Origin of the sequence: Anabaena azotica SJ-1 (assembly GCF_047275885.1) — a bacterium.
Taxonomy (GTDB): Bacteria; Cyanobacteriota; Cyanobacteriia; order Cyanobacteriales; family Nostocaceae; genus Trichormus_B; species Trichormus_B azotica_A.
Genome location: NZ_CP178454.1, coordinates 5,574,517 through 5,596,085, shown reverse-complemented (window position 1 = coordinate 5,596,085; position 21,569 = coordinate 5,574,517). Strand labels below are relative to the sequence as shown.

The 21,569-nt window shown below is 38.3% G+C and carries 17 protein-coding genes and 1 tRNA gene; 6 read left to right on the top strand and 12 right to left on the bottom strand.

Annotation, left to right across the window (positions count from 1 at the left end; genetic code table 11):
* Positions 1-29: 29 nt before the first annotated feature.
* From ACLLO5_RS24360 to ACLLO5_RS24335, 6 genes are all read right to left on the bottom strand, one after another.
* On the bottom strand, positions 30-911 hold the full coding sequence (locus tag ACLLO5_RS24360) for a TauD/TfdA family dioxygenase (RefSeq protein ID WP_413173057.1): 882 nt from the start codon (positions 909-911) through the stop codon (positions 30-32).
* A 180-nt stretch (positions 912-1,091) separates the two neighbouring features.
* Complete coding sequence (locus tag ACLLO5_RS24355; RefSeq protein WP_413173056.1) at positions 1,092-2,090, bottom strand: hypothetical protein; 999 nt, start codon at positions 2,088-2,090, stop codon at positions 1,092-1,094.
* Positions 2,091-2,100: 10 nt separating this feature from the next.
* Positions 2,101-2,346, bottom strand: coding sequence for a hypothetical protein (locus ACLLO5_RS24350; protein ID WP_413173055.1), 246 nt, complete (start codon positions 2,344-2,346; stop codon positions 2,101-2,103).
* A 334-nt stretch (positions 2,347-2,680) separates the two neighbouring features.
* On the bottom strand, positions 2,681-4,549 hold the full coding sequence (dnaK, locus tag ACLLO5_RS24345) for a molecular chaperone DnaK (protein ID WP_413176183.1): 1,869 nt from the start codon (positions 4,547-4,549) through the stop codon (positions 2,681-2,683).
* Positions 4,550-4,781: 232 nt separating this feature from the next.
* Entirely contained in the window at positions 4,782-5,276 is a 495-nt protein-coding gene (locus tag ACLLO5_RS24340) for an Hsp20/alpha crystallin family protein (protein WP_413173054.1), read from the bottom strand.
* Positions 5,277-5,643: 367 nt separating this feature from the next.
* Positions 5,644-6,393: a thioesterase II family protein gene (locus ACLLO5_RS24335; RefSeq protein WP_413173053.1), complete on the bottom strand. Its 750-nt coding sequence runs from the start codon at positions 6,391-6,393 to the stop codon at positions 5,644-5,646.
* 111 nt (positions 6,394-6,504) lie between these two features.
* On the opposite strand from ACLLO5_RS24335, the gene ACLLO5_RS24330 reads away from it, so the two are divergent.
* From ACLLO5_RS24330 to ACLLO5_RS24320, 3 genes are all read left to right on the top strand, one after another.
* A complete protein-coding gene (locus ACLLO5_RS24330) occupies positions 6,505-7,368 on the top strand; it encodes an Rpn family recombination-promoting nuclease/putative transposase (RefSeq protein ID WP_413173052.1) in 864 nt (287 codons plus the stop codon).
* A gap of 114 nt (positions 7,369-7,482) precedes the next feature.
* Positions 7,483-8,847 (top strand): S8 family peptidase, encoded by a 1,365-nt coding sequence (locus tag ACLLO5_RS24325; RefSeq protein ID WP_413173051.1) that lies wholly within the window; start codon positions 7,483-7,485, stop codon positions 8,845-8,847.
* Entirely contained in the window at positions 8,819-11,308 is a 2,490-nt protein-coding gene (locus ACLLO5_RS24320) for an NACHT domain-containing protein (RefSeq protein ID WP_413173050.1), read from the top strand. Before ACLLO5_RS24325 ends, ACLLO5_RS24320 begins: the two co-directional genes overlap by 29 nt.
* A gap of 155 nt (positions 11,309-11,463) precedes the next feature.
* Here the strand turns inward: ACLLO5_RS24320 and ACLLO5_RS24315 are convergent, their stop codons facing one another.
* Positions 11,464-12,321 carry an SDR family NAD(P)-dependent oxidoreductase gene (locus tag ACLLO5_RS24315; RefSeq protein WP_413173049.1) on the bottom strand — a complete coding sequence of 286 codons (858 nt, stop codon included), beginning with the start codon at positions 12,319-12,321 and terminating at the stop codon, positions 11,464-11,466.
* A gap of 662 nt (positions 12,322-12,983) precedes the next feature.
* Between ACLLO5_RS24315 and ACLLO5_RS24310 the strand changes: the two genes are divergently transcribed.
* Positions 12,984-13,301 (top strand): hypothetical protein, encoded by a 318-nt coding sequence (locus ACLLO5_RS24310; protein ID WP_413173048.1) that lies wholly within the window; start codon positions 12,984-12,986, stop codon positions 13,299-13,301.
* Positions 13,302-13,420: 119 nt separating this feature from the next.
* On the opposite strand, the gene ACLLO5_RS24305 is transcribed toward ACLLO5_RS24310, so the two are convergent.
* The 3 genes from ACLLO5_RS24305 to pdhA form a co-directional block, all read right to left on the bottom strand.
* Positions 13,421-13,492: transfer RNA gene (locus tag ACLLO5_RS24305), tRNA-Lys, on the bottom strand.
* Between the two features lie 59 nt (positions 13,493-13,551).
* Positions 13,552-14,421: an aldose epimerase gene (locus ACLLO5_RS24300; RefSeq protein ID WP_413173047.1), complete on the bottom strand. Its 870-nt coding sequence runs from the start codon at positions 14,419-14,421 to the stop codon at positions 13,552-13,554.
* Positions 14,422-14,564: 143 nt separating this feature from the next.
* The gene (gene pdhA / locus ACLLO5_RS24295; RefSeq protein ID WP_413173046.1) at positions 14,565-15,602 is read right to left on the bottom strand and encodes a pyruvate dehydrogenase (acetyl-transferring) E1 component subunit alpha; all 1,038 of its coding nucleotides are present in this window, start codon (positions 15,600-15,602) and stop codon (positions 14,565-14,567) included.
* Between the two features lie 549 nt (positions 15,603-16,151).
* Here pdhA and ACLLO5_RS24290 point away from each other — a divergent pair.
* The gene (locus ACLLO5_RS24290; protein ID WP_413173045.1) at positions 16,152-18,470 is read left to right on the top strand and encodes an IMS domain-containing protein; all 2,319 of its coding nucleotides are present in this window, start codon (positions 16,152-16,154) and stop codon (positions 18,468-18,470) included.
* A 238-nt stretch (positions 18,471-18,708) separates the two neighbouring features.
* Complete coding sequence (gene argS / locus ACLLO5_RS24285) at positions 18,709-20,493, top strand: arginine--tRNA ligase (RefSeq protein WP_413173044.1); 1,785 nt, start codon at positions 18,709-18,711, stop codon at positions 20,491-20,493.
* A 97-nt stretch (positions 20,494-20,590) separates the two neighbouring features.
* On the opposite strand, the gene ACLLO5_RS24280 is transcribed toward argS, so the two are convergent.
* Both ACLLO5_RS24280 and ACLLO5_RS24275 read right to left on the bottom strand, forming a co-directional pair.
* Positions 20,591-20,980 carry a DUF6516 family protein gene (locus ACLLO5_RS24280; protein WP_413173043.1) on the bottom strand — a complete coding sequence of 130 codons (390 nt, stop codon included), beginning with the start codon at positions 20,978-20,980 and terminating at the stop codon, positions 20,591-20,593.
* The gene (locus ACLLO5_RS24275) at positions 20,955-21,269 is read right to left on the bottom strand and encodes a hypothetical protein (RefSeq protein WP_413173042.1); all 315 of its coding nucleotides are present in this window, start codon (positions 21,267-21,269) and stop codon (positions 20,955-20,957) included. Before ACLLO5_RS24275 ends, ACLLO5_RS24280 begins: the two co-directional genes overlap by 26 nt.
* Positions 21,270-21,569: the final 300 nt, after the last annotated feature.

Sequence of the window (21,569 nt, the reverse complement as noted above, 5' to 3'; positions counted from 1 at the left end):
CCCCTCTCTACCAGGAGGGGAGTATGATTTTAAAATTGGAAATTTGGAGAACACAGCCTGATATAAATATCTCTTTTTTCATCGGTAAAAGCCCTTCTGCCATGCATTATTCTTGTATTATCAATCATTAAAATATCCCCTTTTTGCCAGCTAATATTGGTAGTAATTTTTTCTGCAATTTCAGTTAGTTCTTTCATAAGTTCATCAGGAATTGGTGAATCATCATCAAACCTCAGAACATCAGGATTTAATTGCATTGTGGGTAGAAGACTATTAATAAAAACCTGATATTTTCCACATCTGCTAGGGATAACTACTGGACAAATATATTCAAGGAGAATTGATTGATCTTCATATACTGTCAGATGTGTATTATTCTTTTTACACATTTCTTGTAGCTGATTAACAGCATCAATTTTATATTTTTGCTGCCATTGCTCTTTATTCATGCTCACAGTAAACTTGAGCTTCTTCTGACTGAATAATTCTTTAGTTGAATTACTGATTTCTGCAAAAAAATGCCTACCATCACATACCGTTGTTTCACCATCTTTTGCAGCGGGATTAGCACAGAAAAACCACAACATCAGGGGAATATGCTTCTGATAGTACATTTCTCCATGTAACTTAATCTCTATTTGAAAATCATTGACACTTAAAATAGTCTGATCACCATTAATAACCCTTCTATTGAAAGCACCCCCAGCATAATCTAAAAAATCAGTGCTGAATAAATTGCTAAATTCTCGGAATATTTCAGTATTAGCCTCAAATCCTCTAAACAGTAAAACTCCATATTCATTAAACAGATTAATAATTTTTTCTCTATCTATTTCCAAAATACTTTTATCATCTTGGTTGATGATTTGCTGACCGATTTTTTCGGAAATGGGCTTTAGAGTAATATTCATGTTAATTAACAAACCTTGATCAAACATTAAACTCTTTTGTATCTACATACAATAGCATTCCTCGACCATTTGTGAAAATCTAATAAGAAAAATAGGTGACAGAGAATAGGGTATGGGGACAGGCAAAAGGCAGAAGGTAATAAGTACATTATTCTCCCCCTACACCCCACACCCCACACCCTACATCTTTCTTTGGATCATCCTCGCATCCCAAGTATAGAAACCAATTTGGTTAGGAACTCTAGAGAATCTACCTGTACGATGACCTCTAGATAATTCATTGAGAACCTTGTTCTTTACCTCTCTGATTTCCTGATCATCAAGCTCTCCATAAATGCCATTAACTACTTCATTGACACTAAAAGCTCGTCCTCGATGCTGTTCTAAAAAAGAGGTGAGAGCATCAATTAAAAATTGACCCTCAAATTGTTTAAGCATGGGGACATCTGTTGTGTGTGGTGTCACAAAAGACTTCTTCTTTTTATTTTTAGCACGGGAAGATGAGCCATTGTGATGATTTGGATCTAACAGACTTAAAGCCAGAGTATAACAACCAGGTTCATTAGGGATAGCAGACCAATAACCCCTTTCTCTACCTTGGGTAAGAGAAGATTGAACCCTACCTTTGACAATTTTGAAAATAGTTGACTTCAAATCTCCGTAAAGCGATCGCACAATAAAATCTATATGGCATACCGTACCAGCATATTCGTGCAGCAGCATCTTTAGAGCTTCCATGCGAGTCAGAGATTGATATTGGGGTAACATAGGAACTTCTGCCCCCTTCGTAAAAGACTCATGACTCTCTGCAAAGGTATTGATCAGATCAGAACTTTCTGACTCTGTAGCAACACTAGCAGAAATTGAACTGTCTATTTCCCATTTATCCAAGTTAGCAAGTTCAGATTCTAGAGACTCCAACAACTCTAAATCCGACCTATCGTCAGATGACAGAAACAAGCCTGAATCGTCTTCATCAGCAGCTTCCAGTTGAGAAATTGATTCATGTTCATCATAAGACCAAGGAGACAACAAAGCCTCCACATGATCCAGTTGCGATCGCGCTTCTATAAATAGCCGTTGGTACTCTTGTGTTAGACCAGCATAATAGTCTCGTAATTCCAACAACGGAGTAATGAATACCTCTGAAGGAGGTTGCAATTGTTCTTTAGGATTCATATTACTTCAATCAATCTAAATCAACATCACTCTTGTAAGTCATCGCCCGAGGTTTAATTTTTCTAGATTCCGATAATGAGCTTTTAGGTGCTTGAGGAGGACGGCAACTTTCACAATATAAAGGTCTAGGTCCGAAAGTTTCCCGTTTTGTAGCCTGATTACATTCTTTACAAACGAAATTAAAAACACGAGTATGAATCAGCCTTTTATGCGCTCTAACAGTATATTCTCTAACATCAATCGTTTTAGTAGCCATAATTAAGAATTGCCCATTTCTGTACTCTTAATATAGCTATTCAAGCAAAAGAAACTACATCAGTGTTTGTTTTAGTGTAAGTTTTATTCAAATCCTTAAAATAAAACCAAGCATAGGATGTAAATTTTATTTGTCAACAATAAACAGCGAAGCAATCTCCTCATCATTGTGATTGTTCCGCTGTTTATGCTTTCCTGACAATGACCATTGATATATAATCAAGTCTTTTTACTTTTTCATCCCTACCTAGTGATAATCTGGATAACTTTGGTTTTTAAAGCATCCTCCTCACGGATGAAATAGAAGGATGAAACTTTAGGATTCATGCTTTTTGTTATTTATTTTCCACAAAATCAGCATCAATCACATCTTCACTCCGACTACTTCCATCAGAACTTCCCGCTTGTGCATAAACCGTACTACCAACCTGCATCAACACTTGCTGTAATTCACTGCTCAGAGACTTAATCCGATCAAAATGATCTTGATTGATAGCTTCCCGCAAATCCTTGACCAAATCTTCAATTCGGCCTCTATCAACAGCACTCACCTTATCACCCAAATCTCTGACTTGTTTCTCAGCTTGATAAACTAAAGAATCAGCCAAATTTTTAGTATCAATTTGTTCACGTCGTCTTCTATCTTCCTCCGCATGAGATTCTGCATCCCGCACCATCTTTTCTACATCCCGCTTATCGAGAGTAGAAGCACCAGTAATAGAAATTGACTGCTGTTTACTAGTGGCTTTATCTTTAGCAGTAACGGAAAGAATCCCATTAGCATCAATGTCAAAAGTAACATCAATTTGTGGTACACCTCTCGGTGCTGGAGGAATACCATCCAAACGGAAAGTACCTAAACTCTTATTATCTTTAGCTAATTCCCTCTCACCTTGCAAAACATGAACTTCCACATTACTTTGACCATCAGCAGCAGTAGAAAAGATTTCTGATTTCTTCACCGGGATAGTGGTATTGCGGCCAATAATTTTAGTCATCACACCGCCAAGAGTTTCCACACCCAAAGACAACGGCGTAACATCAAGCAATAAAATGTCTTTAACTTCACCAGACAATACACCCGCTTGAATAGCCGCACCCACCGCTACAACCTCATCAGGATTTACACCTTGACAAGGTTCTTTACCCGTCATCCTTCGCACCAATTCTTGCACAGCCGGAATGCGAGTTGAACCACCAACTAAAACAATTTCATCAAGTTGAGCATTACTGAGTTTTGCATCTTGCAGTGCTTGTTGGACTGGTTGACGACAACGGTCGAGAAGATCGGCTGTCATCTCCTCAAATTTACCCCGTGTCAGCATCATATCCAAGTGTTTGGGTCCTGCTTGAGTAGCAGTAATAAAGGGCAAATTGATATTAGTTTGAGTCGCACTAGAAAGCTCAATCTTGGCCTTTTCCGCAGCTTCCGTTAATCTTTGCAAAGCTTGCTTATCTTTACGTAAATCAATACCTTCATTACTTTGAAACTCATGCGCTAACCAATCAACAATCTTTTTATCGAAGTCATCACCACCTAAATGAGTATCCCCACTAGTAGATTTAACTTCAAACACACCATCCCCAACTTCCAAAATAGAAACATCAAAAGTACCGCCACCAAGGTCAAATACTAAGATAGTCTCATTTTCCTTTTTATCCAACCCATAAGCCAAAGCTGCTGCTGTTGGTTCGTTGATAATGCGGAGAACATCTAACCCAGCAATTTTACCTGCATCCTTAGTAGCTTGTCGTTGAGAATCGTTAAAATAAGCAGGAACTGTAATCACCGCTTGAGTAACTTTTTCTCCTAAATATTTACTAGCATCATCAACTAACTTTCTTAGCACCTGGGCAGAAATTTCTTCCGGTGCAAATTGTTTACCTACTGCGGGACAATTGAGTTTCACATTGCCATTACTATCCCGCAGAGTTCTATAAGTAACTTCAGTGGCTTCATGGGTAATTTCTTCATATTTACGCCCAATGAAACGTTTCACAGAATAAAAAGTATTCTCTGGGTTCATTACCGCTTGTCGTCTAGCAATTTGACCAACTAAGCGTTCACCAGTTTTTGTGTAAGCTACCACCGAAGGAGTAATCCGTTGTCCCTCAGAATTAGCAATTACTAAAGGTTGCCCTCCTTCCATTACAGCAACACAAGAGTTTGTAGTTCCTAAATCAATTCCTACTACTTTTGCCATATCTTCCCCCTGGGCTTGAGTAGAATAAATACCTCGTTCCCAGTCTCCGACTGGTAATGCCATCACAGAGGCTCTGCCTCTGCTTTAATAGAAGGCAGAGCCTTCTCAAATTCATTCCCATACAGAGTATGGGAACGAGAAACGAGAAAACCTTCTAGAATTCATTCCCATACAGAGTATGGGAACAAGAAACAAGAAACTGGATTTTTACAAATCAGAACTTGCTACTAAATTAACCAAGATTAACTTTGAAAGCTTTTTGTTTTTCTGGTTCTGTTTTCGGCAAATTCAACCGCAAAATACCATCTTTATATTCAGCCTGTGCTTGTTCATGCTGCACAGTAGAAGGCAATGGTATTACCCGTTGGAATTTGCCATAACGGAATTCAGAACGAGTATAACCTTCTTTTTCTGTGGTAGTTTCAGATTTCCTTTCACCAGTAATAGAAACAGCTTCAGGAGTTACTTCCACATTGACATCTTTTGCTTCCAGACCAGGTAGTTCTATTTTTAATTTAAAGGCATCATCAGTTTCTTCAAGTTCAGCAGCAGGGATAAAAGTTAATCCTGCTCTTTCACCTCCATCACCCGGTATCATTCTTTCAAACAACCGATTCATCCGCCGTTGGAGGGTATCAATTTCGCGGAATGGGTCCCAGCGTTCAAGTTCACGAAATGGTTCTAAACGTTCAATATCACGGATGGGATCCCAACGAACTAGTGCCATATCTATCTCCTGTACAATGCTGTATTTGGACTGCGGAGGCTTAAATTCAAGCTTCACAAATGGCAAACAATACTAGTAATATTTTTTTTAATCTTTCGATGCCTGAAGCTTAATGTTTTGCTTCCTAGTTAAACAATAACACCAACTTTCAAATTCAGTTGGTTCGGTTTTATAGGTATGGGAATCGCAATAGCCGTACCTGCTGGCTAGGTTCATAATTTGTTACAAATTTAATTAGAACAATCATAATTTGATTTCTAAGATCAGTCTGGTGTGTTGTTATTTATTAATTATTTAGAAGCCATATCAAAAATTAATTAACTATAACTCTATCCCAAGTATAAAAATTATTTTCAGGGAAATATTTTTATTGTAACTGTTGAGATATGCTTTTCAGTAAAACATTTTGACTTTCTTTGATAAAGAAATGATTACCCTCAAACTTATGTAAATTAAAGAACGCAATTGTATGTTCTTTCCATGCTTCTAGTTCATAATCAGTAAATTCTTGATCTTGCAAACCACCAAAAACACTAATAGGAAAATCAAAAGGTGGTTGATGAGTGTAATTGTAGGTATCTAAAACCGTAAAATCAGCCCGGAGAATTGGTAGAAAAAGTTGAATAATTTCTTCATTTTCTATGACATCATCAGGAGTACCATTAAAATTACGAATTTCTTGCCAAAATTCTGCATCGGGTAAGTTGTAAATTGGTCGTTTTGCAGGAGTAATTTGTGGAGCATTACGAGCAGATATAAATAGATGCAATGGAGTTAAATTATAATCTGAGCGTAATAAGCGAGCTAATTCAAAGCTTACCAGTCCACCCATACTATGACCAAAAATAGCAAAGGGTTTATCTAGATAGGGAATGATATTTTGAGCTATTTCACTGACCAAAGGTTGCATTTCTGTGTAGGGAGGTAAGTTCATTTTTCTTCCCCTTCCAGGAAGTTCTATGGGACACACTTCAATAGTTGGAGGTAAGTCATTAGGCCAGGTGCGAAATATGATTGCACTACCACCTGCGTAGGGTAAACAGAATAAGCGTAGTTTAGCTTGGGGGTTGGGTTTAGGACAAGTTACCCAGGAGTTAAATGTGGTTTTGGTTGTCATAATGGGGTTTTTTATAATTGCCAGAAATTTTTCAACAATTGGGATGCTCCCAATCTAATATATGATTTAAATGTATCGCTGGGTTAAAAAATAAATTAAGTACAATTATTCATGCGTCGGGACTCTATTTTTTACAAACTGTTTCAACAATCTCCTACTTTACTATTTGAATTCTTGACAAATCCTCCGATAAATGCAGATGCTTATAGATTTGATTCGGTAGCTGTCAAAGAACCCAAATTTGAAATTGATGGGGTGTTTCTGCCACCTGAAAATGAAGGTGCGGGAGTTGTATATTTCTGTGAAGTGCAGTTCCAAAAGGATGAACAGCTTTATGAACGAGTATTTGCTGAATCTTCACTCTATTTCTACCGCAACCGTACTAGATTTAGTGATTGGGAAGCTGTGATTATTTATCCATCTCGTAGCATTGAACAGACCGATATTTATCCTCATCGAACTCTACTCAATGGAAACCAAGTGCATCGAGTATATTTAGATGAATTGGGGGATATTCATCAATTACCTTTATGGGTAGCACTGATGGTACTCACTACAGTAGAAGAAGAACAAGCACCAGAAGCAGCAAGGTATTTATTAACCAGAACCAGCCAAGAAGTATCATCACCATCAAATCGCGTCATAATAGAGATGATTACGACGATTATGGTGTACAAGTTTGAACAACTAAGCCGTTTGGAGGTAGAGTCTATGTTAGGGATAACACTAAAAGAAACGAGAGTTTACCGAGAAATCAAGGAAGAAGGACGAGAAGAAGGACGAGAAGAAGGACGAGAGGTTATGGCTAATGCAATTTCTCGACAATTGACGAAGCGGTTTGGAACATTGTCTGAGGAAATGCGTTCTTCAATTTCTGGCTTACCTTTGCCTGTTTTGGAAGATTTGAGTGAAGCACTTTTGGATTTTAACAGTTTAGCTGATTTGTCATCTTGGCTAGAAGCGCAAATTAATTAATTAAATTAAGTTACCCAGGAGTTGAAGGTGGTTTTGGTGGTCATCATGGGGTTTAGGTGTGGATAATAAAATTTAACTAGATTTTTTAGATATATTCACTGATAATCCCATAAAATGACTAGAATATGGGCTGATACCAGTGTTTATTATTCAGGTTGGTGTGAGGAGTATTTCATGGGTGTTTACATTATTCGTCCTAAGACAACATCGGTAGCGCGTTCTTTTAAATTAGCATCGAGAAAATTTACCCGTGAAAGTCGTCCTTCACAAGTTGCAGAAGTGGTGAATTTTTGGCAACAAGACCCTGGATATAAAGAAATAAACTCTTACTTAGATTCCTCCTACTTAGATCCCTTCTGTGGCAGTGGCGGTCTAATTAGAGAAATAATATCCTCTTCAAAAGATGCAGATAAACTCATTAGGTATCAAAACCGTACCAGTATTACAGGTACTCAAGTTATTGATATACCTGATGAAGATATTGAGCAAATACGTCAAGATTTACCTAATGCTTTAATTTTACGTGATTTGCCAATAGAGTTAATTCAGCCAGAACGAAATATAATAGGAAAAAAAGGCACAGTAGATGTAGATGACCTTTGGCATTTAGAAGCTATATCTCTGATTACCGCACGTCAGCAAGGATTTACAGGAACAGGTAAAGGAATAACTGTTGCGGTTCTCGATTCTGGTATAGATGCAAACCACCCAGAGATCACAGGTAAAATTATTGAATCTTATCGTTTAAATCCCAGGACACAGGAGATTCAAACCGTACCATTTGAAGATACAGTTGGACATGGTACTCATGTTGCAGGTTTAATTTGTGGAAATCAAGTTGGTGTTGCACCAGAAGCGCAAATCATCAACAGTATTATGTTTCCTAATGGTGTATGTAATCTATCAGATTGGATATCTTGGTTTGATTGGTTAGCATTACAACCAGAAATCAATATAGTGAATATTTCTGCGGGTGAACTTTCTTTACCAGCAGGTTATTTTGAGCTATTTAATTCTTTAATTGATGATTTAATAGCTGTAGGGTTACTTCCCATTTGTGCTGTAGGTAATGAAGGATTTAACCGTTCTCGTACTCCGGGTAACTGTAAAGGTTCACTTTCGGTAGGTGCTATCAATAATAAAAATAAAGTTGCATCCTTTAGCGGTAACACTACTATCACAAATGACTATCAATCTTATAATGTTCCTTATGTAGTTGCACCGGGAGAAAGCGTTTATTCATCTGTCTTAGGTGGAGGTTATGAAGCGTGGAATGGTACATCTATGGCCACACCGATTGTTTCTGGTGTAGCGGCTTTAATATTAGAGAAGTACAATAAAAATATCTCAGTGCTAAATTTATTAGATGAAATTCTGATGAACTGTCAAGATTTAGGACTGGATAAAGAACGCCAAGGTAAAGGTTTAGTTCAAGTACCAAAAGCACTATATGAACCTCAAAGAACACCACATTCATAAAATTGACCCTTTGCTAGAAGAAGCTTTAATGAATGCAAGGGGTGATGAAAAAATGCGGGTAATTATGACCTTGGGTGATGACAATAAACTCAGAAATAATCAAAATGTTTTAAATTTGCAACCTGCTGATTTTCCATCACCTACAGCCTACAGACAAGCGTTAATTGAACAGCGAAAACATCAAATTTCTCAAGTTCTTGGTGATACAATTCAAGAGTTACAAAAAATATCTTTAATAATGCATGGCGGCACAATGAGCCGGGTTTTAGTTGTTGAAGGTTCAGCAACGGATATATTACGCTCATTAGAATTATCTGGTGTTAATCATGTTAGTTTAGATCAATTAATAGGATTACTAGAAATTGCTCCCGATGAAGCAGTTAATCATTTTGCTGAATTGTATATTAAAATTTTAGGAATAGAGTTAGATCAGAAAACAAAAAAAATAATTTATCAAGCTTCTAAACAATACATTCTTAATTATCAAAAGCGATATAATCGGTTGCGAGTTTTGGGAATGTCGCAATATCAATATGTTAATTTAGATGATATTTATACAGAAGTTCAATGTTTACAACCTGATGATATTAGCAATTTTGAATCAGTAACAGCATTAGAAAAAAATTATCGTCAAAATGGTAGTTCCAGATTGACTAATGAAAAATCTGCAAGACAAGATGGAATAAAAATTGCTAACCAATATGCACATTTAATGATTTTGGGACAACCGGGTGCAGGTAAATCTACTTTTTTAAGGAAAATAGGACTAGAAGCACTGAAAGGGAAATCTGGACAAATTCAGGGAGAAATTATTCCTGTTTTACTAGAATTGAAACAATTTACTACAGATAAAGTTGATATTTACGATATTCTTCAGCAAGAATTTGTATCGTGTCAATTACCATTAGCAAAAGAATTTACTAATCAAGTATTACGGCAAGGTAAATTATTACTTTTATTAGATGGATTAGACGAAGTACCGAATACAAATTTTGAATTGGTGATTGATAAAATACAGGATTTTGTTAAGCAGTACAAACAAAATACATTTATTATTTCTTGTCGTACTGCGGCTTATCGCCAAAAGTTCAATAACTTTAAAGAATTTATTATTGCGGATTTTGATGATCAGCAAATTCAACAGTTTATTAATAACTGGTTCTATTCAGAAGTTGATAAGAAATTAGGTACTGCCCAAAAATGCTGGAATAAAATTAAAAGTGAAGAAGCTACTAAGGAATTAGCTAGAACACCCTTGTTATTAACTTTCTTATGTTTAGAATATGATGAATCTCAAAATTTACCGAAAAAACGAGCCACTTTATATAGTAATGCGTTAGATATATTATTGAGACGATGGGCAGCAGAAAAGAGATTACCAAATGAGCCGATTTCTCAGATAATAGATATTGATTTAGAAAAAATCATGTTAGCGGAAATAGCTTATCATAATTTTGTGGTAAATAAGCTATTCTTTTCTCAAAAAGAAGTTTTAAATCAAATTCAAAATTTTCTAGCTAGTAATGATAATGCACCTAAAAATTTAGATGCTGGTAAATTATTGGATGCTATGACTATTGAACAGGGAATTTTAGTAGAACGTGCTAGAGATGTATTTTCATTTTCTCATCTGACTTTACAGGAATATTTAACAGCACAGTATATCTATGATCATGGTTTAATTGAAAAATTAGTTGCTGAACATTTGATTGATAAACGCTGGAAAGAGGTGTTTTTATTAGTGGCTGGGGTCATGGGGGGTGGTGCAGATGAGTTGCTGTCGTTGATGGAAAAGGAAGCACTAAAATACATCAACACTCCAAAACTGCAAGCCTTATTAAATTGGGCAGAACAAGTCACCGTAGGCTCTCAGGGTGATTATAAACCAGTGGGTAAACGTGCAGTGGCGATCGCCAACGCCTACGCCAACGCCTACGCCTACGCCTACGCCTACGCCAACGCCTACGCCAACGCCAACGCCATCGCCAACGCCAACGCCAACGCCTACGCCATCGCCTACGCCTACGCCTACGCCTACGCCTACGCCTACGCCAACGCCTACGCCAACGCCTACGCCAACGCCAACGCCATCGCCATCGCCAAAGCGATCACTGAGTCCATTAAATACATTGAGGAGGTAGAAAAATTAAAAATATATAATCAAAACCTCAATTTAACTGCGTTACTTACTGAATTAAAGACTATAAAAGATACAATTCCTGATAGAAATCAACCCAAAAAAGCACATCAAGATTTTGCAAAAAATTTGATAGAAACCTTGCTTCAAGGTTTTAATCTCACCCCAGAAATGGTGAATTTATCTGAGGAAGAAATCAAAGCAATAGATAATTATCTTTATGCTAATTATCTCATGATTCAATGTAAAGAAGCAGCGGTGCGAGTGTCCCGTGAAAAGTGGGAAAAAATCGAGGATCGGATGTTGTTACCTCTGAGTAATTGATTAGATTCTCACCTTTCCTAACTTAGCTTTTTTGGATCAAAGAAACGACTGTAGATCATAGAATCTACAGCCTACAAGATTTGGGAACTGTTTGACTAGATTTGTCTAACTTTTAGTGTGTTAAAGGTTGTATTCCATATCAAACTAGTTTTAATCTACAAACCCATTGAATATAAAATTAACCGATCATGCCAATGATCGGGCAAAATATGTTTCAGCAAGGCTCCGATTTTGGCATCTTGTCCAACGAGGTAGCGTGTTTTTGGCTGCTTTGCAGTTAGCGCATGGACAACAGTCTGAGCGACAATATCCGCAGAAATTCCCCCAGATGCGAGAATCTGCATTTTCTTGCGGACAATATTCATGGACTGACCATAGAGATTTTGCGCCGATTGTGGTAGATCCTGCTGTGCTATTTCCGATTGACTGAGAGACTTTTCCCAGATGGGAGTGGCGATCGCACCAGGTTCAATCAGGGAAACCGAAATTCCCCAAGGTCGTAATTCCATCCGCATCACATCAGTAAGTGCAACAAGGGCAAATTTTGACGCATTGTAAGCTCCCAAGTAGGGAGTCGGACTTCTACCAGCAATAGAACCCATATTGACAATTCGACCGCGACTTTGGCGTAATAGTCCTAGAAATGCTTGTGTTACGGCTAATTGACCAGTGACATTAACCAGCATTTGTTTTTGAAATTCGGCGATCGCTAATAATTCCAAAGGTCCAGGGATAGCAACACCAGCATTGTTTACTAAACCTAAAATCCCATCACCACCCACTGCTTGTGTTACCTTATCAACCGCAGATGCTATTGACTCCGCATCAGTAACATCTAAAAAAATCGGAATCAGCCGTTGAGACCCTTTCTGTTTTAGTGTTTGAGCATGGACATCTTGACGCACGCCAGCAAAAACAGAGAAACCCAACTGGTCTAGCAGCAAAGCACAAGCTTGACCTATTCCTGTTGAGGCTCCAGTAACCACTACTGTATTTTGATTTTCTGCAACCATGAATTTTATTTGATGATGAAACTACTGTAATCACAAATTAGTATCAATTCTTGGTAAATGCCTGTACGTCAGATACCACCTTGATCAACCAAATTTTCAAAACTAGGTGTTAAGTTTTAATTTACTCATCTCAACTAGCCGCAGAGACGTAATTTCTAAATTAGTGCTTTCACCCTTTTGAGGTTAGACATTGCCTATAAGGCATTATGTAAAAATAAATTGTACGATTTTTATCAAAAATAGATTGTGAATACAACTTCTATATAAAAATTGTGCAGGTAATTTTTACATAAATGCTAAGATGTCTTCCTCCTAATTCATGCAAATGAAAGCTCGAAAAACCGGACAGAAAAACAACAACATCTTTAACAACATTTGGCTACCCCACGCCCTGTGGTAAGATTTTTCATCAGCACAGCTTTTTAATTCCTTCTGTATATAAAGGTAGCTATTTGTTTGATAAATTAAAATTTATGAAAAATAAAACTCTATCACTTTGGATTTTTTGTAGGGTAGAAACTGTTTATTTGATTTTCAGAAATATTTTGTTTAAATAATGTAAATGTGAATTTTAAATTCTAGTTAAATTATAGTATTGTAATACCATGAACTAGTTTTCAGGCGTTAAAAATACAAGTGTAATAATTAAAGGAAACGTTCAAATGTCAAGAGTTGCGGGAATCCATGTTATCTGTGAAAACAGACTTAGAGTGGAAAGATTAGATAATGGGTATTTCAGAAGCGGTCATTGGTGGGTAGATAAAGATCATCTAACTAAAGAAAAATTAGATAAAGGTATTTACTTTGCACTTCATGAAACCAAAAAAGAATTATCTTATTTACAAGGAATAATTGAGGATTGGGAACAATCATCAGAAGATTCAAAACGAATTATTTTTAAAGTTAAAGCTATGAATCAACCAATAGGATGGAAAGGTAATGGTACAGGAGAGAAAGGTTATTTATGGTTGGATGATTAACGAAATCGACAATCAACTTTGTCTGTTCTGTCGTATTTTATGCCACAGCAAACTGCTTTAGCACATTTGCCGAAAAAACCGCTGAAGGATTATTGCGAAACAAAATTAAAACTAAAAAATGGGTCGCCCGGGATTCGAACCCGGAACTAATCGGTTAAAAGCCGAGTACTCTACCGTTGAGTTAGCGACCCTTTTGCATTTTGCAACTTTCTAAATGTAGCAAACTCTCTCTAGATTTGTCAAGGGTTTTTTAGAAAAAATTCACCGTTAATTTCACAGAGGTAGTTTTGCTTGCTCCTGGCGCTAACACAGTCAGGTTTTCACCAGTATTTAGCGAATTACGCCCAGCCGTCCAAGGTTCAAGACAATAGAAATCTTTGCCCTTGAGAGTCCAGAACACGAGCATAGCATAGATATGGTCATAATCAAGAGTCAATTTCAATTTGCGGCTATTATCTGTGACTGTAGCCGACTGACTCCGCAAATGTCCAAAAGCAAAATCTATTTCATCGCGGTTAAAGTCAAAATTACCGTTAAAGGGGTGCATTTCCTTGGTTTTCTGGTCTAGATACTGTCCAGAGGGAATTTCAAACTCTAACTGTGACTTATCACCACACTGAAAATAGGGATGAAACCCAGCAGAAAAGGGCATTGGTGTGGATGACAGGTTTTGATAAACTTGATCAATCACCAAAGTATTACCTTGCAGGGTGTAGGTAAAAGTTACTTGAAAATCAAAGGGATAAACAGCGCGTGTTGACTCATTACTTTTGAGAACTACGCTTAAACTTACCCGACCTTCTGTGTCTTGTTCAGACACTTCCCAAGGTAAATCTCGCCCAAACCCATGTTGTTTGAGACTGTATTGTTGTCCGTTGTGGGTGTAAGTATTATCTGGCAAGTTGCCGCAGATGGGAAACAAGATTGGTACACCACCACGAATACTTAACTCCGGGTTAGCGAATCTTTCCACATCTAAATAGAGAATTTCCTCTCCCTGAATCCGCCAACGGGTAATAATGCCACCTCTTTCTGGAACTACTTCCAATTGGGAGTTAGCGGTATTATCCGTGAGGATGTAGGTTTTGTATTGCTGCTGCTGTTGGGTAATAGTAAACACAATAATAGGGAATAGGGAATAGGGAATAGGGAATAGGGAATAGGAGTCAGGAGTCAGGAGTTCAGGAGGAAGAAGAAAGAAGAAAGAAGGAAAAAGAAGGAATTAATCTTTCCCCCCTGCTCCTCTGCTCCCCTGCTACCCTGTTACTCGTCTTCGGCAAAGATGAAACGATATAATTCGCTGGCATCTGGTTCAGGGCTGCTTTCGGCGAATTTGACTGCTTCGTCGATGACTTCCTGAATTTTTTTCTCGATCGCTTTAAGTTCTGCTTCTGTCGCCAGGTTGTGTTCTACTAAATAAGCACCTAGCTTTTTAATTGGGTCACGAGAAAACCAATATTCTTTTTCTTCTTTGCTGCGGAGTTCGTCTGGGTCAGCTAGGGAGTGACCACGGAAGCGATAGGTCATGGCTTCGATGAGGGTTGGTCCTTCTCCTGCACGGGCGCGGGCTACGGCTTCTTGTGCGACTTGGCGAACTGCTAAAACGTCCATTCCATCTACTTCTACGCCTACCATGTTGAACACGCTGGCTTTTTTGTAGATTTCGGGATCTGATGTAGCGCGATCGTGTGCCATGCCGATCGCCCATTTATTATTTTCTACCACAAATAAAATTGGCAGTTTCCATAACGCTGCCATATTTAATGTCTCGAAAAATTGACCGTTGTTGGCAGCACCATCTCCAAAGAAACAAGCTGTTACTTGGTCGGCGTTTTTGTCTCCTAATACTTCCCGGCGGTATTTGCTTTGAAATGCTGCACCAGCGGCAACAGGAATACCTTCAGCTACGAAAGCATAACCACCTAATAAACGATGTTCGGCTGAAAACATGTGCATGGAACCACCACGCCCTTTGCTGCAACCTGTGGCTTTACCAAATAATTCTGCCATGACTTCTCTGGCTGGTACACCCGAACTCAAAGCATGAACGTGGTCACGGTAGGTGCTGGAAACGAAGTCTTCCCCTGGGCGCATTGCGCCTTGAATAATACCTGTGGAAACGGCTTCCTGACCATTGTACAGGTGGACAAAACCAAACATTTTGCCTCTGTAGTACATTTCGGCGCATTTGTCTTCAAAAAACCGCCCTAATGTCATATCTTCGTATAACCGCAACCCTTCTGCTTTGGTAATTTGGACGGTGGCAGAGTCGAATTTGGGTAATGTGCGTTCTTGAACCATGCTTGTGAAATATCCCTGTCGTACAAGTTAAAGTTACGGTTTTAAAATTCTCTTATATAACGTTAGCTATAAATAGGCCAGCGTTGACAAGAGTCGGCAGTCAAATCTTATTTATGCACCAAAAAGCTCTGTAGGGAATGGGTAAATTGTAATTTTTCCATGTTTTCTGTTGATGGACTGCTGGCGCTTGATCAGGTTCAAAATTGCTGCTTTTGCGTTCGTCTCTTAATTTAGCAATCAGGATGGCAGCATTTCTGCATAGCCATTAACAATTTTGTAACCTGGGGGGATGAGGGGGATGAGGGGGATGAGGGAGATGAGGGGGATGGGGGAGAGAATTAAAATATTGTTCGTGCCATTTGATAATTGATAAATTAAGTGCTGGAAACAAATAAAAATAACTGTTAAAATATACACTTGAATTATATAATGGACACGGTATTATTAAAGCTATGATTATGGCACGGTTTTACATACCTGGAATAGTCTAGGTGACTTATGTCGATCTCTATGAGACGCTACGTAAACACGGTGCAGGGGAAGTAGGCTGTGCGAATTCCGCTAGATTACTACCGAATTTTAGGACTACCGTTGGCGGCAAGCGAAGAACAATTGCGACAGGCTTATAGCGATCGCATTGTTCAGTTGCCCAGACGGGAATATTCGATTGCAGCTATCTCTTCTCGTAAACAACTCATAGAAGAAGCTTACGTGGTTTTATCAGATTCCAAAGAACGCGCTATATATGATCAGCTTTATCTCGCCCACGCATACAATCCTGACCGGGCGGGGACGAAATCGCTGTTGGAAAACCGTGCCGAAAATAACAACCGCAATCACGATGTCCAAAGTCTCAGCATCGAAATTGCCCAAGAGGAGTTAGTAGGTGCTTTATTACTCCTACAAGAGTTAGGAGAATACGAACTGGTACTGAAGCTAGGTCGTCCCTACCTGGTAAATAAAAATAGGAAAGTCGGGGTAAGAGTAGGTAGTTATCTGGCCAGTGAGGAATTCTCCTCCAGTCCTGAATTACCTGATATTATTTTGACGGTGGCTTTAGCCTGTTTAGAATTGGGGCGGGAACAATGGCAGCAATCTCACTATGAAAATGCAGCTATATCTCTAGAAACTGGGGAAGAATTACTCATGCGTGAAGGTTTATTTCCCAGTGTGCAGGCAGAAATTGCTGCGGATCTTTGTAAACTGCGACCATATAGAATCCTAGAATTATTGGCGCTTCCTCAAGAGAAGACTAATGAACGCCGTCAAGGGTTGGAATTATTACAGAATATTTTAGAAGAGCGTGGGGGTATTGATGGTGCTGGTAATGATCAATCAGGTTTAAACATAGACGATTTTCTACGATTTATTCAACAGTTACGCAACCACTTAACTGTTGCAGAACAGCACAAATTATTTGAAGCTGAAAGCAAGCGTCCTTCTGCTGTGGCTACATATTTAGCAGTTTATGCCTTAATAGCCAGGGGTTTTTCCCAACGTCAACCGGCTTTAATTCGTCAAGCCAAGCAAATGTTGATGCATCTGGGTAAACGCCAAGATGTACATTTAGAACAATCTTTATGTGCTTTGTTACTAGGACAAACGGAAGAAGCAACCCGTGTTTTGGAATTAAGCCAGGAATATGAAGCTTTGGCTATTATTCGGGAAAAATCTCAAGATTCTCCAGATTTGTTACCAGGACTTTGTTTGTACTGTGAACAGTGGTTACAACAAGAGGTTTTTCCTCATTTTCGAGATTTAGGGAGAAAGCACGCTTCTTTAAAAGAATATTTTGCTGATAAACAGGTACAAGCTTATTTAGAAGCTCTGCCTACGGATACTCAAACTACTAATGAATGGAATGCAGTTAATCATCAACCTTTCCCTGGTTCACAAGTAAATAGTCCCCGCTATCGTACTCCTGATCATGGAAATAGCAGGCAAGTTAATCATCACCACGATTTTGAACCTGAGTTACCATCAGCAGGAACTGGGGAAATACCTAATTCCAGCCATGTTTCTCCACCTCGATACAGTGGAAGTCAAAGACCAGAAATGCCTGGAGAGCAGTCTGCTACGGGAAATTTGGCAGCTTCAGGACATAACCAACAGATGCCTGTCAGGACTCAGGCAGACGCATCAAAGCAAACACAAAAACGTAGGCAACGCAAACCTACTCCTGGTAACAGTCGAGAACGTGGTTCAGAACATCGTCCTTCTTCACCTCGAAGAAGGCGTGGTTTGGCTGGCAACTTAGATGCAAAAACCCGGTTAGTGTGGCTAGTGTTTTTATCTATGGGAGGTTTATTGGTTTTTTGGTTGTTGGTTTCTACAGCTTGGGGATGGGTAAACAATGTATTTTTCCCTAGACCATCTTTGCTGGGAACACCGTTGGCTATAGAACTGAATCAACCAGCAGTCAGCATTCCTGACCCGAACAGCAAACCAGAAGTGGATGATGGGATGATGACAACTGTGATCGCAAAACAAGTGATCGAAAATTGGTTATCTACCAAAGCCGCAGCTTTAGGGCCAGATCATGAAACTGATCGTTTAGATGAGATTTTAACAGGTTCTGCCTTATCACAATGGCGAACAATTGTCAAGCAAGCGACAGATGGTAGCAGTTATCGCAAATACGAACATGATGTAAAGGTGGAATTTATCAATCAAAAAGAGACAGCAGCAGATAACGCTGTGGTCGAAGCTACAGTTAAGGAAGTTACCCAGTTTTATGAAAATGGTGTGAGTAAAAAGTCTAATGAGGATCGGTTACGGGTTCGTTATGATTTGATTCGCAAAGAAGATTCCTGGCGAATTCAGAACATGACAGTTGTGAAATCACTTATGGCAGGGAATAGGGAATAGGTGACAGGTGACAGGTGACAGGTGACAGGTGACAGGTGACAGGTGACAGGGGAGCAGGGGAGATGGGGGAGAATAAATAAGCTTTTGCCTTTTGCCTTTTGCCTCCTGAACTCCTGAACTTCTGCCTTCTGAACTCCTGAACTCCTGAACTTCTGTTATTCGGCTAAAATAATCAAGCGTTTGGGAATATGCGAACTTTAAGCAGCCCAAGCATTTTCGACACCGATAATATTTGAATATGAACGCTACACAAGAACAACTGAAACAGAAATTAGCACAGGCTTTAGCGGCTGCATTTGGTGCTGAATACACCGGGGTAGACCCGATTTTAGTGACTGCGAGTAATCCTAAATTCGGTGATTTTCAAGCCAATGTAGCTTTATCGCTGAGTAAAAAGTTGGGAATGCAACCGAGAGCGATCGCATCTGCTATTGTAGAAAAACTAGATATATCAGACATTTGCGAACCACCAGAAATAGCTGGCCCTGGTTTTATTAATTTAAAATTGCAAACATCATACCTAGAAGCACAACTCAACGCCATTAAAACAGATTCTCGGTTAGGTGTTCCAAAAGCGAAAAATCCCCAAAAAGAAATTGTTGATTTTTCCAGTCCGAACATTGCCAAAGAAATGCACGTTGGACACCTGCGTTCTACAATTATTGGTGATTGCATAGCCCGGATATTAGAATTTCGTGGACATGATGTATTGCGGTTAAATCATGTCGGTGATTGGGGTACACAATTCGGAATGTTAATTACTCATCTTGTTGATACTTATCCCGACATTGGATTGATGGAAACTTCTCTAGGCAATTATTTACATGGTGATATAAATATAGGAGACTTGGTTGAGTTCTATAGAGAAGCTAAAAAGAAATTTGATAATGATGAAGAGTTTCGAGAAAGATCCCGACAAGCAGTGGTAAGCTTGCAATCTGAAAAAGAGCCATTCACAACTGCCGCATGGAATCTTATTTGTCAAGCTTCTCGAAAAGAGTTTCAGGAAATTTATGATCGTCTGGATATTAAATTAATTGAAAGAGGAGAATCTTTTTACAACCCATATCTTCCAGCAGTTGTAGAAGATTTAGAAAAAACTGGATTAGTAGAAGAAAACCAAGGTGCAAAATGTGTTTTCTTAGATGGTTTTACGAATAGAGAAGGTGAACCTTTACCCTTAATTGTCCAAAAATCAGATGGTGGTTATAACTACGCCACCACCGATTTAGCAGCACTTCGTTACCGCATTCAAGAAGATCAAGCCAAGCGGATAATTTACGTAACTGACGCAGGACAAGCAAACCATTTTGCTCAATTTATGCAAGTTGCAAAAAAAGCGAATTGGATACCTGATGATGTGGAATTAGTTCACGTTCCCTTCGGTTTGGTTTTAGGAGATGACGGGAAGAAATTCAAAACTCGTTCTGGTGATACAGTCCGGTTAAGAGATTTATTAGATGAAGCAGTTTCCCGCACTCGTGCAGATTTAGAAGCGAGATTAACAGAAGAAGGTAGAGAAGAGACTGAAGAATTTATTAATAATGTTGCTGATGTAGTTGGTATTAGTGCTGTGAAATATGCAGACTTAAGCCAAAATCGCACTAGCAATTATGTTTTTAGTTATGATAAAATGCTTGCCCTCAAAGGCAACACAGCACCTTATATGCTATATGCTTATGTGAGGACTCAAGGCATTAGTCGAGAAGGTAATATTGATTTTGAAAATTTGGGAACAGATGCCAAAATTATTCTCAAAGAAGAAACAGAATTAACTTTAGCCAAGCATTTGTTACAACTGGATGAAGTGATTAATGAAGTTGAACAGGATTTACTACCAAATCGTTTGTGTGATTATTTATATAATCTCAGCGATAAGTTTAACAAGTTCTATGAAAATTGTCCGGTGTTGAAGTCTGAAGAACCTATCAGGACTTCTCGGTTGATGTTATGTGATTTGACTGCAAAAACGTTGAAGTTGGGATTAGATTTGTTGGGAATTAAGGTGTTGGAGAGGATGTAAAAATATTGTAGGGTGCGTCAGACCCGATAATTGAGCATCTAACAGATTGTCTCTATCTGACGCACCGCATTATAATCGGTAAAAGTCATTATATTTCTCATTTTGTATTATTTAAATAGTCCTTGATAATTTCTAAAATTACTTGTTCAATATCTGGAATTGTAGATGGGATAATTTTATCTTTAATGTGTTTATGATTTGTGTAGCCTAAATCTGGTTTGTGTTTTGCATTGTCATAGCGAAATATTAAGTTATTTTCATGGTCTTGATAATGGAATGAATAGGAAAGCTTTTCAAGAAATTCTTGTAAATCAACATATTCTTTGAAAAATAAGCGAGAACCTTGCAGAAATTCCAAATTTCCTTGGATAAAACCCACGTAACCTGATCTAGAATCTACTGAAAAATTAAAAGATAATATCCATCCATCATTTACATATTTTTGAATAATGGAAATGATATTAGCCTGGTAATTGTTGAGTAACATATTCAATTGTTTCTAACTTTTGCAGAGAATTAGTTAACTTTTCCTTGATTCTAATTTCCCCAACCCAACTCACATATTCTTCATCACCTCCTTCCAGGTCTTCTGCTGTCCAATTAGTGAAAAAAAACTCCGATGAAACTTGATATTTTGCTTCAAATTCCATCAACAATTTATTAGTTTTTGCTAGTGAGCGTTGTAAGTTTTTAATTTCAGAGTCAATGGCTGTTTTAACTAAATTTTGGACAATTTCAATATCGGGAGAATCGGATTTAATTTGTAGTTGCAACATCACATTTACCTCAAATAAATTGTGTAAGACTAAGTTTAATTAACGATCATTTATTCGTTCATTATAGTCCTCTCCTCGCTTGCGGGGAGGGGGTTGGGGGTGGGGTTCTTGTGTTTCATTCAACCGAGAACTGCTATAGCATCGGTTATTTATTGATTGCCGATTTGTCTATATTTTAATATCAATAATCGCTACATGAAAATAAGCTTTTCAAACATCCTCTAAGAAAGATTTAAACTTCAAAACTCTGGCAAGCCTGGTATCATACCGTTATCTGCGTGTAATCTGCCACCTTGCCCC

Bases quoted from the DNA above. Each gene is read 5' to 3' on its own strand.
- ACLLO5_RS24325 (WP_413173051.1), top strand. From the start codon at position 7,483: ATGACTAGAATATGGGCTGATACCAGTGTTTATTATTCAGGTTGGTGT.
- ACLLO5_RS24330 (WP_413173052.1), top strand. From the start codon at position 6,505: ATGCGTCGGGACTCTATTTTTTACAAACTGTTTCAACAATCTCCTACT.
- ACLLO5_RS24360 (WP_413173057.1), bottom strand. From the start codon at position 911: ATGAATATTACTCTAAAGCCCATTTCCGAAAAAATCGGTCAGCAAATC.
- ACLLO5_RS24280 (WP_413173043.1), bottom strand. From the start codon at position 20,980: ATGTTACTCAACAATTACCAGGCTAATATCATTTCCATTATTCAAAAA.
- ACLLO5_RS24275 (WP_413173042.1), bottom strand. From the start codon at position 21,269: ATGTTGCAACTACAAATTAAATCCGATTCTCCCGATATTGAAATTGTC.
- dnaK (WP_413176183.1), bottom strand. From the start codon at position 4,549: ATGGCAAAAGTAGTAGGAATTGATTTAGGAACTACAAACTCTTGTGTT.
- pdhA (WP_413173046.1), bottom strand. From the start codon at position 15,602: ATGGTTCAAGAACGCACATTACCCAAATTCGACTCTGCCACCGTCCAA.
- ACLLO5_RS24355 (WP_413173056.1), bottom strand. From the start codon at position 2,090: ATGAATCCTAAAGAACAATTGCAACCTCCTTCAGAGGTATTCATTACT.
- ACLLO5_RS24310 (WP_413173048.1), top strand. From the start codon at position 12,984: ATGTCAAGAGTTGCGGGAATCCATGTTATCTGTGAAAACAGACTTAGA.
- ACLLO5_RS24350 (WP_413173055.1), bottom strand. From the start codon at position 2,346: ATGGCTACTAAAACGATTGATGTTAGAGAATATACTGTTAGAGCGCAT.
- ACLLO5_RS24335 (WP_413173053.1), bottom strand. From the start codon at position 6,393: ATGACAACCAAAACCACATTTAACTCCTGGGTAACTTGTCCTAAACCC.
- ACLLO5_RS24340 (WP_413173054.1), bottom strand. From the start codon at position 5,276: ATGGCACTAGTTCGTTGGGATCCCATCCGTGATATTGAACGTTTAGAA.
- argS (WP_413173044.1), top strand. From the start codon at position 18,709: ATGAACGCTACACAAGAACAACTGAAACAGAAATTAGCACAGGCTTTA.
- ACLLO5_RS24320 (WP_413173050.1), top strand. From the start codon at position 8,819: ATGAACCTCAAAGAACACCACATTCATAAAATTGACCCTTTGCTAGAA.
- ACLLO5_RS24315 (WP_413173049.1), bottom strand. From the start codon at position 12,321: ATGGTTGCAGAAAATCAAAATACAGTAGTGGTTACTGGAGCCTCAACA.